The following is a 14698-nucleotide window of genomic DNA, read 5'->3' as shown; positions in this document are numbered from 1 at the left end:
GCCATCGCCCAAAACCTCCGGAAACTAGCAAAACTCAAGCCAATGGTGACAACCACCGGCTGACAACAAGCCTCAGCATCGGTCGTTCAATAAAATCAGCGCAGTAGCTAAACGCGCAACGCCAAAACCAACGACCTTTTCAACGAAATCAGCCCACAGCAGACCAACAGATTCTTTGCTGCGTGCGCTCGCAGCAAAGTTCATGCTGCAACTGCTAAGAATTCGGTGTCGCAACGCGGCGTGAAGACCGGCCATTCATACAAAACGCAGCGGGGAAAAAATGTCCAAGGATCAAGTCGCGGACTTTTCTGCCATTCAATAAAGTCGCGTTCGCTGGTCATTGGTGTGGACACCATCTTCGACGAGGTGCAGAGAGGAGGTCCGAGATCAATTCAATGATTTGTTCAAACCAGCCCGCGGTCAAAACAGTAAAAAAGCCACAAAACCAACTGCGATGCTATTTTTGTATTTAGCAGTTCGAACTTGCCTCGCTTCGGAATCCTAGACGCATTCCATAAAATTCGTTAGCCTGATCGCGACTTCTTACGCAAGCAGCACATTGAAAAATCTGCTATGACACGCTCGGACCCAATATCAACCGAGACGCATGAACCGAACTCTAGAACTGGGATACGTGCTTTTCTCGAATGTCTGACCGGTCCGTCCAAGGGACAGATCCTTTGGCTCGCCGAAGACGTTTTGTCTGCCGCGGTGATTGACGACAGAGTTTTGTGCATCGGACCAATTGAACACGGGTCTAAAGGCCCGGATTGCATCGCGTTTTTGACGTGGACCCAGGGCAGTTACAGGATCGAAGCGCCGAGCGGCCGTCATGTATGGGTGAACGGACACCAGATCGAAGCCGTTGAATTGATGCATGGGGATATGATCGAATTTGAAGAAAAGGGTCCGATGGCGCGGTTCCGCCTTTGCGACCGGCGTTTTCCGCCCCATTTGTCGATCGAAGAAATTGTCGGTGACGCCATTGCATATGCGCGAAGCAGTCGCAGACCGCTCGCTGGGCGGATGACCTTTGCTATGGGCGAAAGCTTGCGGCGCATGACGTTGCAAACAACGATTTTCTTTCGTGTGTCGGTTGCCGTTATCCTTGGACTTATCTTGTTGTCGGGTATTGTGCTCTATCAAAATGACAAGAAATTGCAGCGCACTCTTGAACAAGATGCACGTCGCATAGAAGCTGTCACTCTCTTGTTGGCACAAACGCGAGATGAGGTTTTATCCCCGAGCGATCTGGCAGACCTTCAACGACAGCTTGAGCTGCGGCTCGCCAGAAACGCCGAACGTCTGGGCGCGCTTGAACTCCAGTCAGAGGCCGCCACGCGCGTGATCGAGCTCGCGGCACCTTCGGTTGCCTTTGTACAAGGGGCCTTTGGGCTGAGGCACTTTGAAACCGGAAAGCTGTTACGACAGGTGGTCGATGCGAACGGTGGACCGTTGAAAACGCCCTTTGGTCAGCCAAGGATCGAACTGGAGGGCAACGGACCACCAGCAGAGTTTCAGTTCACTGGAACAGGGTTTCTGCTTGAAGGCGGACAGCATTTGGTGACGAACCGGCATGTCGCGTTACCTTGGATGAGCGGCAATAAGTTACAGGCCTTCGAAGCGTCAGGATTGGAACCAGAAATGTTGAAACTGGTTGTCTACTTGCCAGACATAAATGGTCCGATTGAAGCTGAGTTATTCAGCTACAGCGAAACCGCCGATCTTGCTGTCTTATCCTTGGCGCCGACACGAATAGAGGATCGTGGCCTTTTGCTGACAAAGAACGCGGCTCGTGCTGGTGATGAGGTATACCTTCTGGGATATCCGACCGGCCTCAAAGCCTTGCTTGCGCAAGCAGGGCCGAGCTTCTTCGACAGTTTTTCTGACGAGACCGAAATGGATTTCTGGTCGGTGGCCGTCGGCTTATCTGCTCAAAACCTCATACATCCGCTTGCCAGCCGCGGTATCGTCGCGCAAATCAGCGAGGGGATCATCGTATATGATGCCGAGACCACGGTCGGCGGCAGCGGCGGCCCGGCCATGAACCGACAGGGCGAAGTCTTGGCGATAAACGCCGCGATCCTCCCGGAATTTGGGGGGGCAAATATAGGCGTGCCGGTCGCTGATCTGGAAGCTCTACTGAAAGACACAGACCAAGAGTAAAAGTGACTTTAGTCAGTGGTCCGGAGCCGCGAATTCTGAACAAAAAAAATAGCCACCAAGGGTACCGCGACGGTTATTGCCGCGACTGCGATCAGTAAATGACCCAATTGCGAGTAGTCCGCGTTTGAGATGATCTCGTTTGTTTCGGGGTCGGTTGCGGCGCGTGTCACCAGAAAGGTCTGATTGAGGTATTTCGTGCCAAGGCTGCTGGCCGAGAGCGCCATATTGGTAAACGACGCCATGACGGCAAAGAAAGTGGCCTTGAGGTGAGATGGCGCATTGCGTGCAATCCAAGCCAGCATCGGGACCATGGCAACCTGCCCGAGGGGAGACTCGATTGCGGTATCAAGCAGTGCGATGAAACGGGCATCAACAACCCCGCCCGTGCGTGCTGCCGTCCATTCGTGCACTCCATAGTAAAGTGCAAGGTTTGGTAACGAAAGAACACCCGCCGCTATGGTCAGCAGCAACACAACCTGTGCAATGGATTTGCGGGCCATCAGCGGGCGTAAAACGACGAGGCCGATCAGCGCAAGGAGCGACGTGACAAAGGCCAAGATCGCCAGGAACTGTTCATCGAATCCCAATTCATCGATCTCAAACCATGTGAGTCCGGGGCCTGGCAATGGGGCGGCGCGAAAGACGAAAATAATCGTTGCGGTCCCAACCAGCACTCGCGCCTGCGTAGGGTTTAGTTCCTCTAAAAGCTGACGGATCAGGAACAGGATGATGGTGAGGGAGATGGCAAAAACAGCTTCCTGCGCGTAGTCAAAACGCGTCAGCCCGATTGAGATGCTGAAAACAACAAAAGCAAATCCACCAGCCAGTATAGGCCAGTTGACCTCGGTTTCGGGGTCCGGTTGCGATCGCCCGACAGATTGCCGGTTGCGTTGAATGAACGCGTGTAAAACGGTTCCACTTACCGAGATAACGGGAATAATCAGCGCGGTCAGATATACCCGTCCGTAAAGGCCCAGTCGTGTTTCACTGCTTAAGTCCTCTGCGCCGGAGAATATCCAGATATTGACCGCAGCGACCGCCGCAAAACCCGATATGATCGCGAACCGTCCCAAGGTTTGCATCGTCGTATGCAAAGCACGCGATGCTTCCTGACTGAAGGGTACGCCCTGATCGTCGGTTTGCGGCACTGCTTCGACCGTCATAGCGTCGGCCACAACGTCCTGAATGGCGTAGCCGGAAGGGGCCATCAGGACTGCGATCACGTACCAGCTTGACGCAGGCAAAATATCGGCCATTTGTCCCGGAGCAGTGACAAGTGCATACATGATCAGCAAAGACACCGTGATAAGTGCGGCTCCCACCAGAACCAGCATAGCTTTCCAGCGCCAGAACAAATCAACAAGATGTCCGAGCGGCATTTTCAGAATCCAAGGAAGACCGGCCCAGAACGCCAGACCGGCAACAAATGCGGCTGAGAGGTCCAGATATTCCTTTAGGAAAAAGGCGCCGACCACGGACGTAAGCCCGGACACGCCTGCCGCAAAGTATACCATCAAAGGCGGCAAGTATGACCAATGCATCTGTCGTGCCAGATCGACAAATGTGGCGTGCCACCAGCGCGCGATCCAGTTGCGGTTTTGCCCGTTTTCCTGCGTGCGCGATTTATTCATGCCCAGTTTTCGGCTTCATAGAAATCCCGCAACAAGTAGTAAGACACTGGCAAACACGCCCAGGATTGGCACGACAAGCGGCACTCCAAAACAGTCGGATGAGGTGTCTGTTTTCAACTTCAGCCGGATCAGGGACAGGTTGACAATAACAAACACACATAGAACCACCTGCGACGTCCGTTCCGCCAGGATTGCAATCGGCAGCGCCAGTGACAGACATAGTATGATTGCCGTAACGACCAGTGTCGCAATAACAGGGGTCTTGGTTCGTGGTGAAACCTGTGAAAGCCATTTCGGCAAGTGACCCTGATCGGCAAGGCCGTAAAGCACCCGCGACGCCATTATGGTTTGTATCAGAACCCCGTTGACGGTGGCGACGATCGCGATCGTGCCGAACCCGGTCTTTATCGCATCTGCCGCGTTCGCGAAAACAAGTGACAACGGTGCCGACGAATTCGACAGCTTGTCAAGTGGGACCACCAGCAACACCGTGGTGGTGGTCACAACGTAAAGCAACGTTGCCAGCGCCAAGGTCCACACAATGGCACGCGGTATTGTGCGCAAGGGGTCTTTGACTTCCTCTGCGACGTTGGCCATGTCCTCAAATCCGACAAAGGCGAAGAACGCCAGCAATGATGCGGCAAGCACTCCGCGCCAGATCTCGGGATCAAACTCCGGGATCATTTGAACAAGTGCGACCCCTTGAGGCTCTTGCATGGTCAGGCCCCACCCGACTACGAACAACAGACCAAAAATTTCGACCACGGTAATGATTGCGGCTACAAAAACCGATTGGGCGATTCCCAGGAGCGCAATCAGCCCCATTGAAACGATGACTAAAGCGGTCAAGATAGTGTCCGAGACGCCTGTGAGACCATTGAGATAGGAAGCTGCGCCGATTGCCACTGCTGCGGCCGAGATCATGCCGGACGCGGCGACAGCAAGACCGACCACAACGGCGAGCGCAGCAGAATTGAAACCGGCTTCGACATAGGCGGCCTCGCCCGCACTGACCGGATAGCGTGTCGAAAGCTCTGCGTATGACAATGCTGTCAGTGACACGACAATCGCCGCCACGATAAAGGAAATCGATGCAAATGGCCCCGCTTGCTGAGCCGCTGCGCCGACAAGAACGTATATGCCTGCACCAACCGTTACCCCCAAGCCGTACAGGGTAAGTAGCGGGGTCGTCAGCGCGCGTCTTAATTTCGGTTGTGATTGTTCATTTTCCGGCACAGCGGTTCTTTCCGTTTCCGTCCCTTTGTCCCTGTTAGGGCACATATCTTTCTGGAGCGGGTGACTGGATGCTCTCGAGGTACATAACAATAGCAACAAGCCGTTCAGGCACTTTGGCCCGTTGCCCATTACCCGTGTCAAAATCCATGGAAGGCCCCTGGCTCAGAGCCTCAATCACAGGCATGTCGGCGCGTTCGGCGTTGGGGGTCAAGTAGCCGTCTATGATTGACATGACCTCAAGCGTCGGCCACACGCCATCGCGCCGCTCGGACATCTTTGTCAGATCGGCCCCAATAAAAGTGGCGGATGCGCTTGCACCGCGTGCGTCGGGGCCATGACAGGCAGTGCAATAGCTTGTGAAAAGATCATCACCCGCAGCAGACGTCGGCTCCGCTTCAGCATCAGATACCTGAGCGACGGTGATCGCGAGCAAAAGAAATAGACATCGAAGCATTTTCTCAACTTTCTACATATTCTACGAAACAGCACCGAGAAACCGATGATTGGCCGGATAAAACGGCACACCGGGTTGTTCAACGCTTTCGCCGCATGTGATCATCTTGATTTTACAACATCCGAGCACTTAGCGGGTTGATGTCGATCAAAGTTTTTCAAAGGCTTATATGACAAAAAGTCCCATCCGAACTGCAAAGTAACATGGACGGGATGGAAAACACTTCTCTACTGGACGCGTACAAACCGGCTCAGATCGCGCATTTGATTGAAACTGCGGGTGTCAGCAAAGCAAAGCTGCCAGCGCGCCAAATGCTGGTGTTGGCCATTCTTGCTGGCGTGTTCATTGGCTTTGGGGCTGCTGCATACACGATGGTGATGACAGGCGTGGACGCAGGATATGGGCCTGCAAGACTGGTTGGCGGCGTCGTGTTTTCACTTGGCCTCATTCTCGTTGTCGTCGGTGGCGCCGAGCTTTTCACAGGCAATGCGCTCATGGTGATGGCAACGGTAGATCGGCGCATTTCTGTTCAAATGCTTCTGCGCAACTGGGGTGTAGTTTATTTTGGCAACTTCATTGGAGGCGCCGGACTTGCGTTGGCTTTTGGGTTCTCCGGTTTGCTGGATATGCCAATGGGCGCCGCGGCGATCAGCATAGCAGACGCCAAGGCTGCCTTACCCGTCACCGAAGCAATTGTCCGGGGCATTCTGTGCAATGCCCTCGTGTGCCTGGCGATCTGGTTGTCATTTGCAGCGCGTACTGTAGCAGGAAAAATTCTCGGAATACTTTGGCCCATTTCAGCATTTGTTCTGCTGGGCCTCGAGCACTCGGTCGCAAACATGTATTTCTTCCCACAAGGTTGGGCGGCAGGTGCGCAAATATCTGTGCATGCAGCGTGTACAAATTTGATCGCTGTTACAGTTGGCAACACGATCGGTGGTGGCCTTGGCGTTGCTCTCGCTTACCGGTTCGCATATCTTGGCCCGAAAGATGGTGCCGGGTGAAACAACCGGAATGCAAGCTTCCTTGCGATTACGTGTCATGAAAACCAGTGACATTTCGTATACTCCCTCAACCACAGAACATACGACATTTAGCGAGAATTCCTATCAGATTTCCGATTTTCCAATGCTAAGCATCGGTGCTCTCGCCGTCGAATTTCGACGGGTACAGAAGCGTTTAACTTTGAAAATTCAAAGGCGACCCACGGATCAAATGCTCTTGCATTGCAACGGCAGACTTTGACAAAGTCAGGCTGTAAGCGCGTTGAAAAGGATCTGCCTCATGAAAACTGCAAGTGATTATCTGGAAGAAGCGAATGCGGTCGTTCCAAGAATTTCTACCGATGAAGGGATCGCCCGGCATCACGCCGGTAAATCTGTATTCGTCGACGTTCGGGACAGCGCGGATATCTCGGCGTCCGGCACGATTGCTGGTGCTGAAAAGATTGCACGTGGAATGCTGGAATTCAAAGCGGACGATACGCACCAATTGCACAATGTAGCGCTGGACAAGGATGCTGATATCATTTTGGTCTGCGGCGCAGGTGGTCAAGCGGCGCTTGCAGGCAAGACACTTGTCGATATGGGCTTTAAGAACGTTTCAAATGTAGGGGGCTTTTCGTCATGGAAGTACGCTGGCGGCCCGATCGAGGAATAGCCGTCCGCCAATTTTACTTCGTGATCTCAGCATTCAGATCTTGGCGGTTCAGGGCACAATCGTCAAACGTGAAATAATGAACCAACACCGAAAGCGATTATTGCAGCACCACCACCAATCAATAAGGTTTCAATCGAAGATCGCCACCAAGCTCGCAGAGACCAAAGGCTCTTGAGCGCTCCGATAACACAGAATGTTGAAAGGGTCAGTAAACATGAAATCAAGAATGCGTTCTTCAGCCCCAGCAGGAAGGGAAGAAGCGGGACGACTCCCGCAGCTAGAAAAGCCAGAAACGTGGCTGTCGCAGATTTCAGCGGGTGAGGGTCAAGCCCGCCCAGCCCGTATTCACCTTCCATCATGAAAGCAATCCAGTTCTCCTGGTTTTGCGTTATTGCGTCCGTCGCTTGACTTAAGACCGGATCTGATAACCCTTTTCGCGCCAGTATTTCGCGCACTTCAAGTTTTTCGCCTTCGGGGAATTTTTGAATGTGCCGTTCCTCAATGCTGCGGATACGTCCCATATTCTCGAGCTCTGCCTTTGTTCCAGAATAGTTGGCGGCAGCCATAGAAAACCCATCGGCCAGCACGTTAGCAACACCCAGTGCGACAATGATTAATGGGGAGAGGCCTGCGCCCGCGACACCGGCAACGATTGCAAATGTAGTAACCGTGCCGTCGATTGCACCGTAAACTGCATCGCGCAACACGCCTCTGCCCGGGGGGGAGCCTATTCGCTGAGAAATCTCCTGGGCAGTGTGACCATGTTCCGTCATGTTGGGCCTCCTATGACTTCAGGATAAAGCCAAAATCTGCCGCCGCCTTGTGGCAAATCAATTTAATATGGCCCGCACGCTGTCTTCCGTATTGGTGAAAGTGGCAATGATCCTGCCGTTCACCGCAAGATGCATCAATTTCTGCTTCACCCATGAACGTGCTGATCAAGTCTGGGCCCGAACGATAAGGTCAAAAATCCGCCAATTTGATTACTTTGAAAGATCGCTTCGGGGAGATATTTCCGCGTTCCCACAACGTCGCGGACAATTTACGCGATGGATGTCACCCAATTTCGCTGCATTCGCGTCAGGCGTCATTGTCCCGCATGTCAGACGTCTGTCGCGGGAGCGGCGAACGACCGGTTTGGATTTTGGCGATTTTGACCATGTTGAATGACCGCTCTGGGGAAAGTGTGCTGCATTGCCGCGAACCGTTGGGCAGCTTGGTCGGAGCGGGGATGAAATATTCGCTGCATCAGCATCAGGCGGGTTTGTCCGCGTACTCGGAGATCAGCTCCTCGATTTCTTTTTCCATCCGCACCAGGTCATTGATCGCCTTGCGCATTTCTTGCCACTTTCGTGTGCGCATGCCGTGCTTGTACGCTGGGTTAGCTTTGCCAGGGCCGCGGGCTCCGTGGAACCGGCAGACGTTCCAACCCTTTACTGCAGGGCCTTTGCACCGCTCTCCTGTTCTCTTTGATTTTGCAGTGCATCTCGGGGCGGCATGCGCCTTGCACATGGGGTTGGCGTCACTTTTCATTCTGGCCCCTCCCCCCGGCCTCAACGCTGCCAACGATTGCCTGGCCACCGTCTTCGACATTGACATGCTGCACCGTGACTGTCTGTTTGCCGCCGTTCCTGTGCTTGCGCAAAGCCTCAACCTGGGCCGTGTAGGTGCGCGCCAGTTTGTTGTACGCCCGCTCATGAGCCTCGAACTGAGGGAGTTGGTCGGCATTCGCCATGCGGCCGCCTTGTCGGATCAGTGCAACGTGGGTCGTTGCCATCTGCACTGCCAACATGCACTCGACGCCGTCGCGCGGTGCAATCTCGCGAACAATGGCGGGCAAGAAGCCCCGCATGTCTCGTGTGCCATCCTCGACTTCTGTGGACTTGAGAGTTGTGTAACCCTGAAGGAAGAGCGCCTCATTCACTGCGGGGCTCTCGCTGCCGAATATCCTATTCAGGGCATCTTCGCCATGTTGCGCGACTTGCAATGCGCCGTTTTCATCCCGTTCAAAGGTGAACAGGTCATATTTGGGACGTTTTTGTTTTTCAATTTTGCTCATTCTCGATTTTCCAATTCTTTTGATGTGAACGACTGCTCGATGAATCGTTCGGAAATTGGCATTGCCACTGTCCTTGCTGTGAGAAAGTGACGGAAGTGACGCTTCCACCTATGTGGGACGTATATGTGATATTCGGAAAATTCCCGCGTACGTCGTATAAAGGGGAAAGCGTCACTTCCGTCACCCGAACTTCAATTTCAGGTGTAAAAATCCGCGACCGCTGTTGCGCCGCATGCTTACAAACTGTCGGCTCTTCATCTCCTTTTGCAGTGTGCGTTGCGTCCAAGGCTGTAGCCCCTGCTGCTCGCACCACTGCCCGAAGCGCTGATGCAAGGCGCTGCTAGTAACAAAGCTGCCGGTGTCTACGGCGGTCTCATCTTCGAGGAACTGGCCAAGAATGTCTTCGTCGTGGAAATACGCATTGGACGCAGACGTAATGCTGGCGGGCACGTCAAACCCCCGCTGCTGCCACTGCAAGGCCCCATCGACGGCCCAACGCAGGATTGCGGAGCCTTCCGCGCGCAGTTTGTCGGGAAGGGCCTTGTCGCGTTTCTCAGGCGGTATCGTAACTGTGAACGGCACCAGCACGACACGGGCGCGTATTGCCTCATCAATACCAGCAAAAGACGGCATGTTGTTCCCCGCTATAAAAAGCGTCAGCTGCGGGTCAAAGTCGAGATAATCCTGCTTCATCAGACGCGCCGTCAGTTTATCACCGCCGGTCAGGTCCTTGATGGTTGCTTCATCCCAACTTTTGCCTTTTGGCAATTCAGAGCCAACAACCAGACGTGCGCCCTGAAGACCTGCAAGGCCAGTGGAATGCTGCTCGAACTTGGAACTCAGAAACAGGGACGCCGGAGCGCGCCGCGCATAATCGCCGAAAAGGTCGAACAGCGTGTTCAGGAAGACCGATTTCCCGTTGCGGCCAGTTCCGTAGAGAAACAGCATTTTATGTTCGCTGGTCATGCCGGTGAGCGCATAACCGGCCGCACGCTGCACGAACGAGATCACCTCGGCATCGCCGTCAAAGATGTCGTGCAAAAACCGCAACCAGAGCTTCGGTTCAGATCCTGCTAGTGCGGGTGCCACAGCGGCCTGCTTGGTGATCATGTCCTCGCGACGTGCGGCGCGCGTCTCACCAGTGCACAGGTCCACTGTTCCTTCGGGTGTACCAAGCAGCGCTCGCTCAGCGTCAAAGTCATCGGGGCGAGCAGCACTAGCAGGATTTGAGCGGGCAAAGTCTGCGACGGCCGCGACCGTGGTTTTGCCACGAATAATACCAGCTTGTTTTTCAACCCTCTTGCGCTGGCTGTCTACATCCGTCTGTTCGGTTAGCCGTTCTGCACATTCCCGCAAGAACTTCCGTGTCAACGTCATGTGCTTCAGGCGATCATCGATCGCCCAATGGGTTCCATCCCAAAACAGCCATTTGTTCCAGGCTGCGACGTAGCGTGCATCCCTGTCCCATCCGCTCTTACCAAGTGCGATTGCAAGCGCATCGTGACTCAGGTCTATGGCCTCTGGCTCGTTCGGGCGCGGCAGACCGTCCGAAGTCGCCAGCGGTCGCTTGCCAAGGACCTTGCGCCAAACAGCTTTGAACTCGAGTTCGCCAACGGCCTCTTTCAATAAGGCTAATGCTGGGGCAATCGAGGTAACTTGGCTCGGATTGCCTGACGAGTTCCAAACGTTCAGCGCATCCCTGTCCGAGCAATCACCGCCGACGTATCGGGTAGAAAAGTCGATGAAGTCGCTCCGAAGCGTATCACCAAACCCTACGCGGAGTGAGACAGCAAGCTTCACCCAATCTTCGCGGCTAAGGGTGTTCGGGGCCATCGCCAGCAAGTCACGCGTGACCTCGAGCGTTTCGGCTTCTGTCGCTTGGGTCTGGCCGCTGTCCGCAAACTGCAAAACTGTCGCGCCAGCCTTGTCGGCAATCTTTGCGGCGACAGCAGCCCTGTAATCCTCGATTGGAAAATCCGGGAGGTCACCTGCCTCAAGCGCTGCAGACAAGCTGCGGCCCTCGTAGCTGTAGTCGGCGCCACTTCCCATAACCGAACCGGGGGCAATGACATAGCCACCGTCGCCGCGTGTATCGATGTGGCTGGCCGCCTTTTTGCTCGACGTCGGCGTGTCTTCGATGTGCTTGAAGAAATACTGCACTCCGCCCGACTGCGTCCGTACCTTCACCGCATCAGGATGCGCCAACGACAATTGCTCGACTTGGCTTTCGCCGATGGCTTCACCGGTTTCCTTGTCGATGTCGCCGTCTACCACGGACAGACCGGAGATATCGCCAGTGGGCATGCCGACGACGGCACTGGGATTCTGCTGCCACCACTGGTCAATGCGTGAAATGTCGGTTGTCGCATCTTTGAACCCGTTTGGCGTGTAAGGCGCCTTGGCCTTTTTGGTGCCGCGGCCTACTTCGAGGCAGGGAAAGACAGGAATACCCGCCAAAGCCAGCTTTCTGGCCAACAACTGGTTGCCAGCCAGCTCGGGCTCTTGAGGAAGAGGCATAACGGCAGTCATTGCGCACGCTCCACATCGTTTTCCGCCTCATCGCTGGGGTTTTGTTCAGCCTCGACCTCCTCGGAGAGGGAAGTACCTGCAGATGCGTCGTGCATCGTTTTGGCCGTAATGGCGGCTTTTCTGTACCCCTTTGGAACGCACCCCATGCGAAGCGGCCAGAGTGGGCAGTCGGTCTGGACACATTTGCGGATTTCTTTGGTATTGAAGGCGCAATCAAGGCATTTGGCCCGGATCGCAGCGAGCCCAACGAGAAAGGAACTGTTGGACCAATCCTCAGAGGGTACGTCGCGAGGGTCTCGTCCAATCCATTGGCCAGCGTCCTTTGCGAAAGGCGAGGTTTGAAGGAGCGGGTTGTTGGATGGAGCACTCATGCGGCTGTGCTTTCACGGCTTTCCATCCATGCGACGATCTCAGACTCGCGCCAGCCCACAGCGCGAATACCCAAGCGCAAAGGGCGAGGAAACTCTGGATCGAAGTAACGGCTGTTTGGATCAAGTTTCGCGTATAGGGATGATCGGCTGAGACCGGTCTGCTCCTCAACTGCAATTCTACGTAAGATTTTATTGGCCATGCTTATTGCCTCCAAGACTATATGACACTGCCTCGGAAGTTAGGGTGACGCGCACGCTATGTGTTCAGCCGCAGTTCACTCTTTTTCGTTTTGCTGCTTACGTTCGACCTCCGCAAGGCTTCGCAGTGCCGATGCAGCACGAACAGGCTCGCCACGTGGTCCGGTAATGCCCAGAACTTCAAAAACATCCTCAACAAAACGACCAAACGGTCCCGGCGCGTCGTTGTGAGCCGATTTTGGCTTTAACAGGGAAACAGCTTCATCAAACTCGCGCCTTCCTTTCACCTGCTCTTCGTAGTCCTCGTGCCAGATCATCGGATAGAGTCGTCCAGGATTTCGGCCTGAATTTCGGAATTCCTCGAGGACGTGCTCCTCAGACCAGATTTTCTGGCACTTGGCGACAACAGCTATCGCTCGCCAATTGCGTTTTTTTCCGGCTCTTTGCTTGGACGTCGGGTTTTTCTCTAATTCGTTCAGCGCCAGAGACAGTTGTTCGATATGAACCAATACTTCTGGAAGAATGCTGGAGTATTTCAGATCCTTCAGATTGGGGAACTCCCCGTATGGAAGACCACGATACCAATCAGCGTGGCAAATATCCTGAACTGTACTGGGCGACAGCGATGAGGCAACCTGTTGAATCGCTGACAAGTGGCGTCTAAGTTGCTCGATTTCCTCCACATCGTGTGAAACGCCAAAGCCAGAAAAGTGCACATCGAGATGGTTTGCACGCCCTAAAATGTCTGCCAGGCTATCGCTGACCGTATCATACATCTGAGCATCAGCGCTGCGGCAAGTCATTGGCAAATGCCGTTCAATGACTGCCTTAACAGCTTCAAAGTTTTTGGCTCGGCCTTGGTTCAATTACCCAATCCTCGCAACTTTTGCGCCGCTCTCAGACAAGAAAGCCGCCCACCTCTCCATCAGTTTTCGCCGCTTTTCGAACAGGTCCGAGCGGGCATACGCCGCTTCCACTTTGTCGGCTTTAACGTGCGCCAATGCAGCCTCGGCCACCTCACCAGGAACGTTTGTCCTCTCTTGAGCCCAAGTTCGGAAAGATGATCTGAAGCCGTGGACCGTACTCTCGATACCCAGTTCTTTGACGAGTTTGGAAAGCGTCATATCGCTTAGTTGCTTGCCGCGAACGGATGGAAAAACCAAACCCGATGCATCGCGTAGTGCTTCAGCATCTTTCAATACATTGAGAGCGCGACCAGACAATGGCACCCTGTGCTCACGGTTCATTTTCATACGTTCCGCTGAGATTGTCCAAACTGCAGCAGCCATGTCAATTTCCTCCCAACGCGTGCCACGAACCTCGCCTGATCTCGCTGCGGTCAAAACCGTAAACTCAATTGCCAACTTAGTCGAAGCCCAAGCCCGAGATGCTTTCACAGTCTCGATTGCGTTGTGAACCTCGGCATAGGGCAAAGCGCGATTGTTCTTTTGCTTACGTTCCATTTTTGGCAAGGCCAACGCTTCGCTCGTAGCCGGATTGGTTTCACGTAATCCTTCCGCAATCGACCATTTGAACACGCTTAGGATGCGGTGCTGCACCTTTACACTCAAATTCGGCACCTTCGCACGACAACCCAAAACAGCGCGCCGAATATCTGCAGACGATATTTCAGCCAACTCTGTGTTGCCGAAGTATGGAAAGGCGTATGTCTTCAGCGACGACAGAAACGCCTGCGGTTCTTTTTTCCCGCGCCAACTAGGAGCAAGTTCATCTCTGGTCCGCTCGGCAGCTTCAGCAAACGTCAGACGGCGTGCAGCCTCTGCTTTGTTGCGCCTTTTTTCTGAGAACGGATCCTGACCTTTCAACGCCGCTCTCTTGTTTGTTTGCGCCAGTTCGCGAGCTTCAGCCAGCGTTATCAAAGGATATGGACCCAAGCCCATATCTCTGCGCCGTCCATTCAGTCTAAGCCTCTGAACCCATGAACGTGCCCCGCTTTCAGAAACCCACAGCATCAGGCCGATTCCGGCTCCATCCGAGTAGCGCCCTGGCCCAAGGTTATCGACAGATCTTGCTGTTAGACGCTTAGCCATCTCGCAAATCTTCCATTCCCACCATTATTCCCACCAATTTGGTGGGAACAACGTAGTCTCCCTAGGGCACTATTGGAAGATAAATGGATGCAAATATATACTTTTATTGTCTTTATCGGATATCGCAGGAATGCCCTGGAATATAGCATGGCTGCTACCACCCCAGCCACCTTCTTCCAGATGATCAGAGCAAGTAATCGCAGCCCTCAGGGGTGACGAGAATGCCCCTGTTTATGCCCCACTCAGAGGAGGCCTCTTATCTAGGGTTATCTACCTCATTAATAGGTATAAGTAATGGAGAAGATGTCTTAGAGAGAGAAGAGAAGAGAAGAACCTGAGTAGGG

General features: G+C 53.9%; 14 protein-coding genes. 4 read left to right on the top strand and 10 right to left on the bottom strand.

The genetic code is table 11. From position 1 onward, the window contains the following. Positions 1-72: 72 nt before the first annotated feature. The gene (locus TRM7615_RS26155) at positions 73-204 is read right to left on the bottom strand and encodes a hypothetical protein (RefSeq protein WP_268877570.1); all 132 of its coding nucleotides are present in this window, start codon (positions 202-204) and stop codon (positions 73-75) included. A gap of 369 nt (positions 205-573) precedes the next feature. Between TRM7615_RS26155 and TRM7615_RS24940 the strand changes: the two genes are divergently transcribed. Then, the gene (locus TRM7615_RS24940) at positions 574-2166 is read left to right on the top strand and encodes a S1 family peptidase (protein ID WP_108792688.1); all 1593 of its coding nucleotides are present in this window, start codon (positions 574-576) and stop codon (positions 2164-2166) included. Positions 2167-2174: 8 nt separating this feature from the next. On the opposite strand, the gene TRM7615_RS24935 is transcribed toward TRM7615_RS24940, so the two are convergent. Genes TRM7615_RS24935 through TRM7615_RS26290 form a run of 3 tightly spaced genes read right to left on the bottom strand, consistent with a single transcriptional unit; the run spans position 2175 to position 5487 of the window. Further along, positions 2175-3797: an MFS transporter gene (locus tag TRM7615_RS24935; RefSeq protein WP_108792687.1), complete on the bottom strand. Its 1623-nt coding sequence runs from the start codon at positions 3795-3797 to the stop codon at positions 2175-2177. Between the two features lie 15 nt (positions 3798-3812). Next, positions 3813-5162 carry an APC family permease gene (locus TRM7615_RS24930; RefSeq protein WP_108792686.1) on the bottom strand — a complete coding sequence of 450 codons (1350 nt, stop codon included), beginning with the start codon at positions 5160-5162 and terminating at the stop codon, positions 3813-3815. Then, the gene (locus TRM7615_RS26290) at positions 5068-5487 is read right to left on the bottom strand and encodes a c-type cytochrome (protein WP_108792685.1); all 420 of its coding nucleotides are present in this window, start codon (positions 5485-5487) and stop codon (positions 5068-5070) included. The genes TRM7615_RS24930 and TRM7615_RS26290 overlap by 95 nt, the downstream gene beginning before the upstream one ends. A 203-nt stretch (positions 5488-5690) precedes the next feature. On the opposite strand from TRM7615_RS26290, the gene TRM7615_RS24920 reads away from it, so the two are divergent. Together TRM7615_RS24920 and TRM7615_RS24915 are read left to right on the top strand one after the other, a co-directional pair. Continuing rightward, positions 5691-6491, top strand: a complete 801-nt coding sequence (locus tag TRM7615_RS24920; RefSeq protein WP_235824216.1) for a formate/nitrite transporter family protein — start codon at positions 5691-5693, stop codon at positions 6489-6491. Between the two features lie 280 nt (positions 6492-6771). Further along, positions 6772-7146 (top strand): rhodanese-like domain-containing protein, encoded by a 375-nt coding sequence (locus TRM7615_RS24915; RefSeq protein ID WP_108792684.1) that lies wholly within the window; start codon positions 6772-6774, stop codon positions 7144-7146. Between the two features lie 62 nt (positions 7147-7208). Here the strand turns inward: TRM7615_RS24915 and TRM7615_RS24910 are convergent, their stop codons facing one another. Continuing rightward, a complete protein-coding gene (locus tag TRM7615_RS24910; protein ID WP_108792683.1) occupies positions 7209-7919 on the bottom strand; it encodes a VIT1/CCC1 transporter family protein in 711 nt (236 codons plus the stop codon). A 67-nt stretch (positions 7920-7986) separates the two neighbouring features. Here TRM7615_RS24910 and TRM7615_RS24905 point away from each other — a divergent pair, with 67 nt between their 5' ends. After that, the gene (locus TRM7615_RS24905) at positions 7987-8316 is read left to right on the top strand and encodes a hypothetical protein (RefSeq protein ID WP_108792682.1); all 330 of its coding nucleotides are present in this window, start codon (positions 7987-7989) and stop codon (positions 8314-8316) included. Between the two features lie 352 nt (positions 8317-8668). On the opposite strand, the gene TRM7615_RS24900 is transcribed toward TRM7615_RS24905, so the two are convergent. The 5 genes from TRM7615_RS24900 to TRM7615_RS24875 form a co-directional block, all read right to left on the bottom strand. Further along, positions 8669-9205 carry a hypothetical protein gene (locus tag TRM7615_RS24900; RefSeq protein ID WP_108792681.1) on the bottom strand — a complete coding sequence of 179 codons (537 nt, stop codon included), beginning with the start codon at positions 9203-9205 and terminating at the stop codon, positions 8669-8671. A gap of 180 nt (positions 9206-9385) precedes the next feature. After that, on the bottom strand, positions 9386-11734 hold the full coding sequence (locus TRM7615_RS24895) for a phage/plasmid primase, P4 family (protein WP_108792680.1): 2349 nt from the start codon (positions 11732-11734) through the stop codon (positions 9386-9388). A gap of 367 nt (positions 11735-12101) precedes the next feature. Then, entirely contained in the window at positions 12102-12305 is a 204-nt protein-coding gene (locus TRM7615_RS24885; RefSeq protein ID WP_108792678.1) for a helix-turn-helix transcriptional regulator, read from the bottom strand. 75 nt (positions 12306-12380) lie between these two features. After that, complete coding sequence (locus TRM7615_RS24880) at positions 12381-13169, bottom strand: hypothetical protein (RefSeq protein WP_108792677.1); 789 nt, start codon at positions 13167-13169, stop codon at positions 12381-12383. Further along, on the bottom strand, positions 13170-14354 hold the full coding sequence (locus TRM7615_RS24875; RefSeq protein ID WP_108792676.1) for a tyrosine-type recombinase/integrase: 1185 nt from the start codon (positions 14352-14354) through the stop codon (positions 13170-13172). Between the last annotated feature and the right edge of the window lie 344 nt (positions 14355-14698).

The sequence above is a fragment of the Falsiruegeria mediterranea M17 genome, from assembly GCF_900302455.1.
Taxonomy (GTDB): Bacteria; Pseudomonadota; Alphaproteobacteria; order Rhodobacterales; family Rhodobacteraceae; genus Falsiruegeria; species Falsiruegeria mediterranea.
The sequence above is the reverse complement of the archived record's forward strand: the minus strand, read 5'-3'. Positions and strand labels throughout refer to the sequence as shown.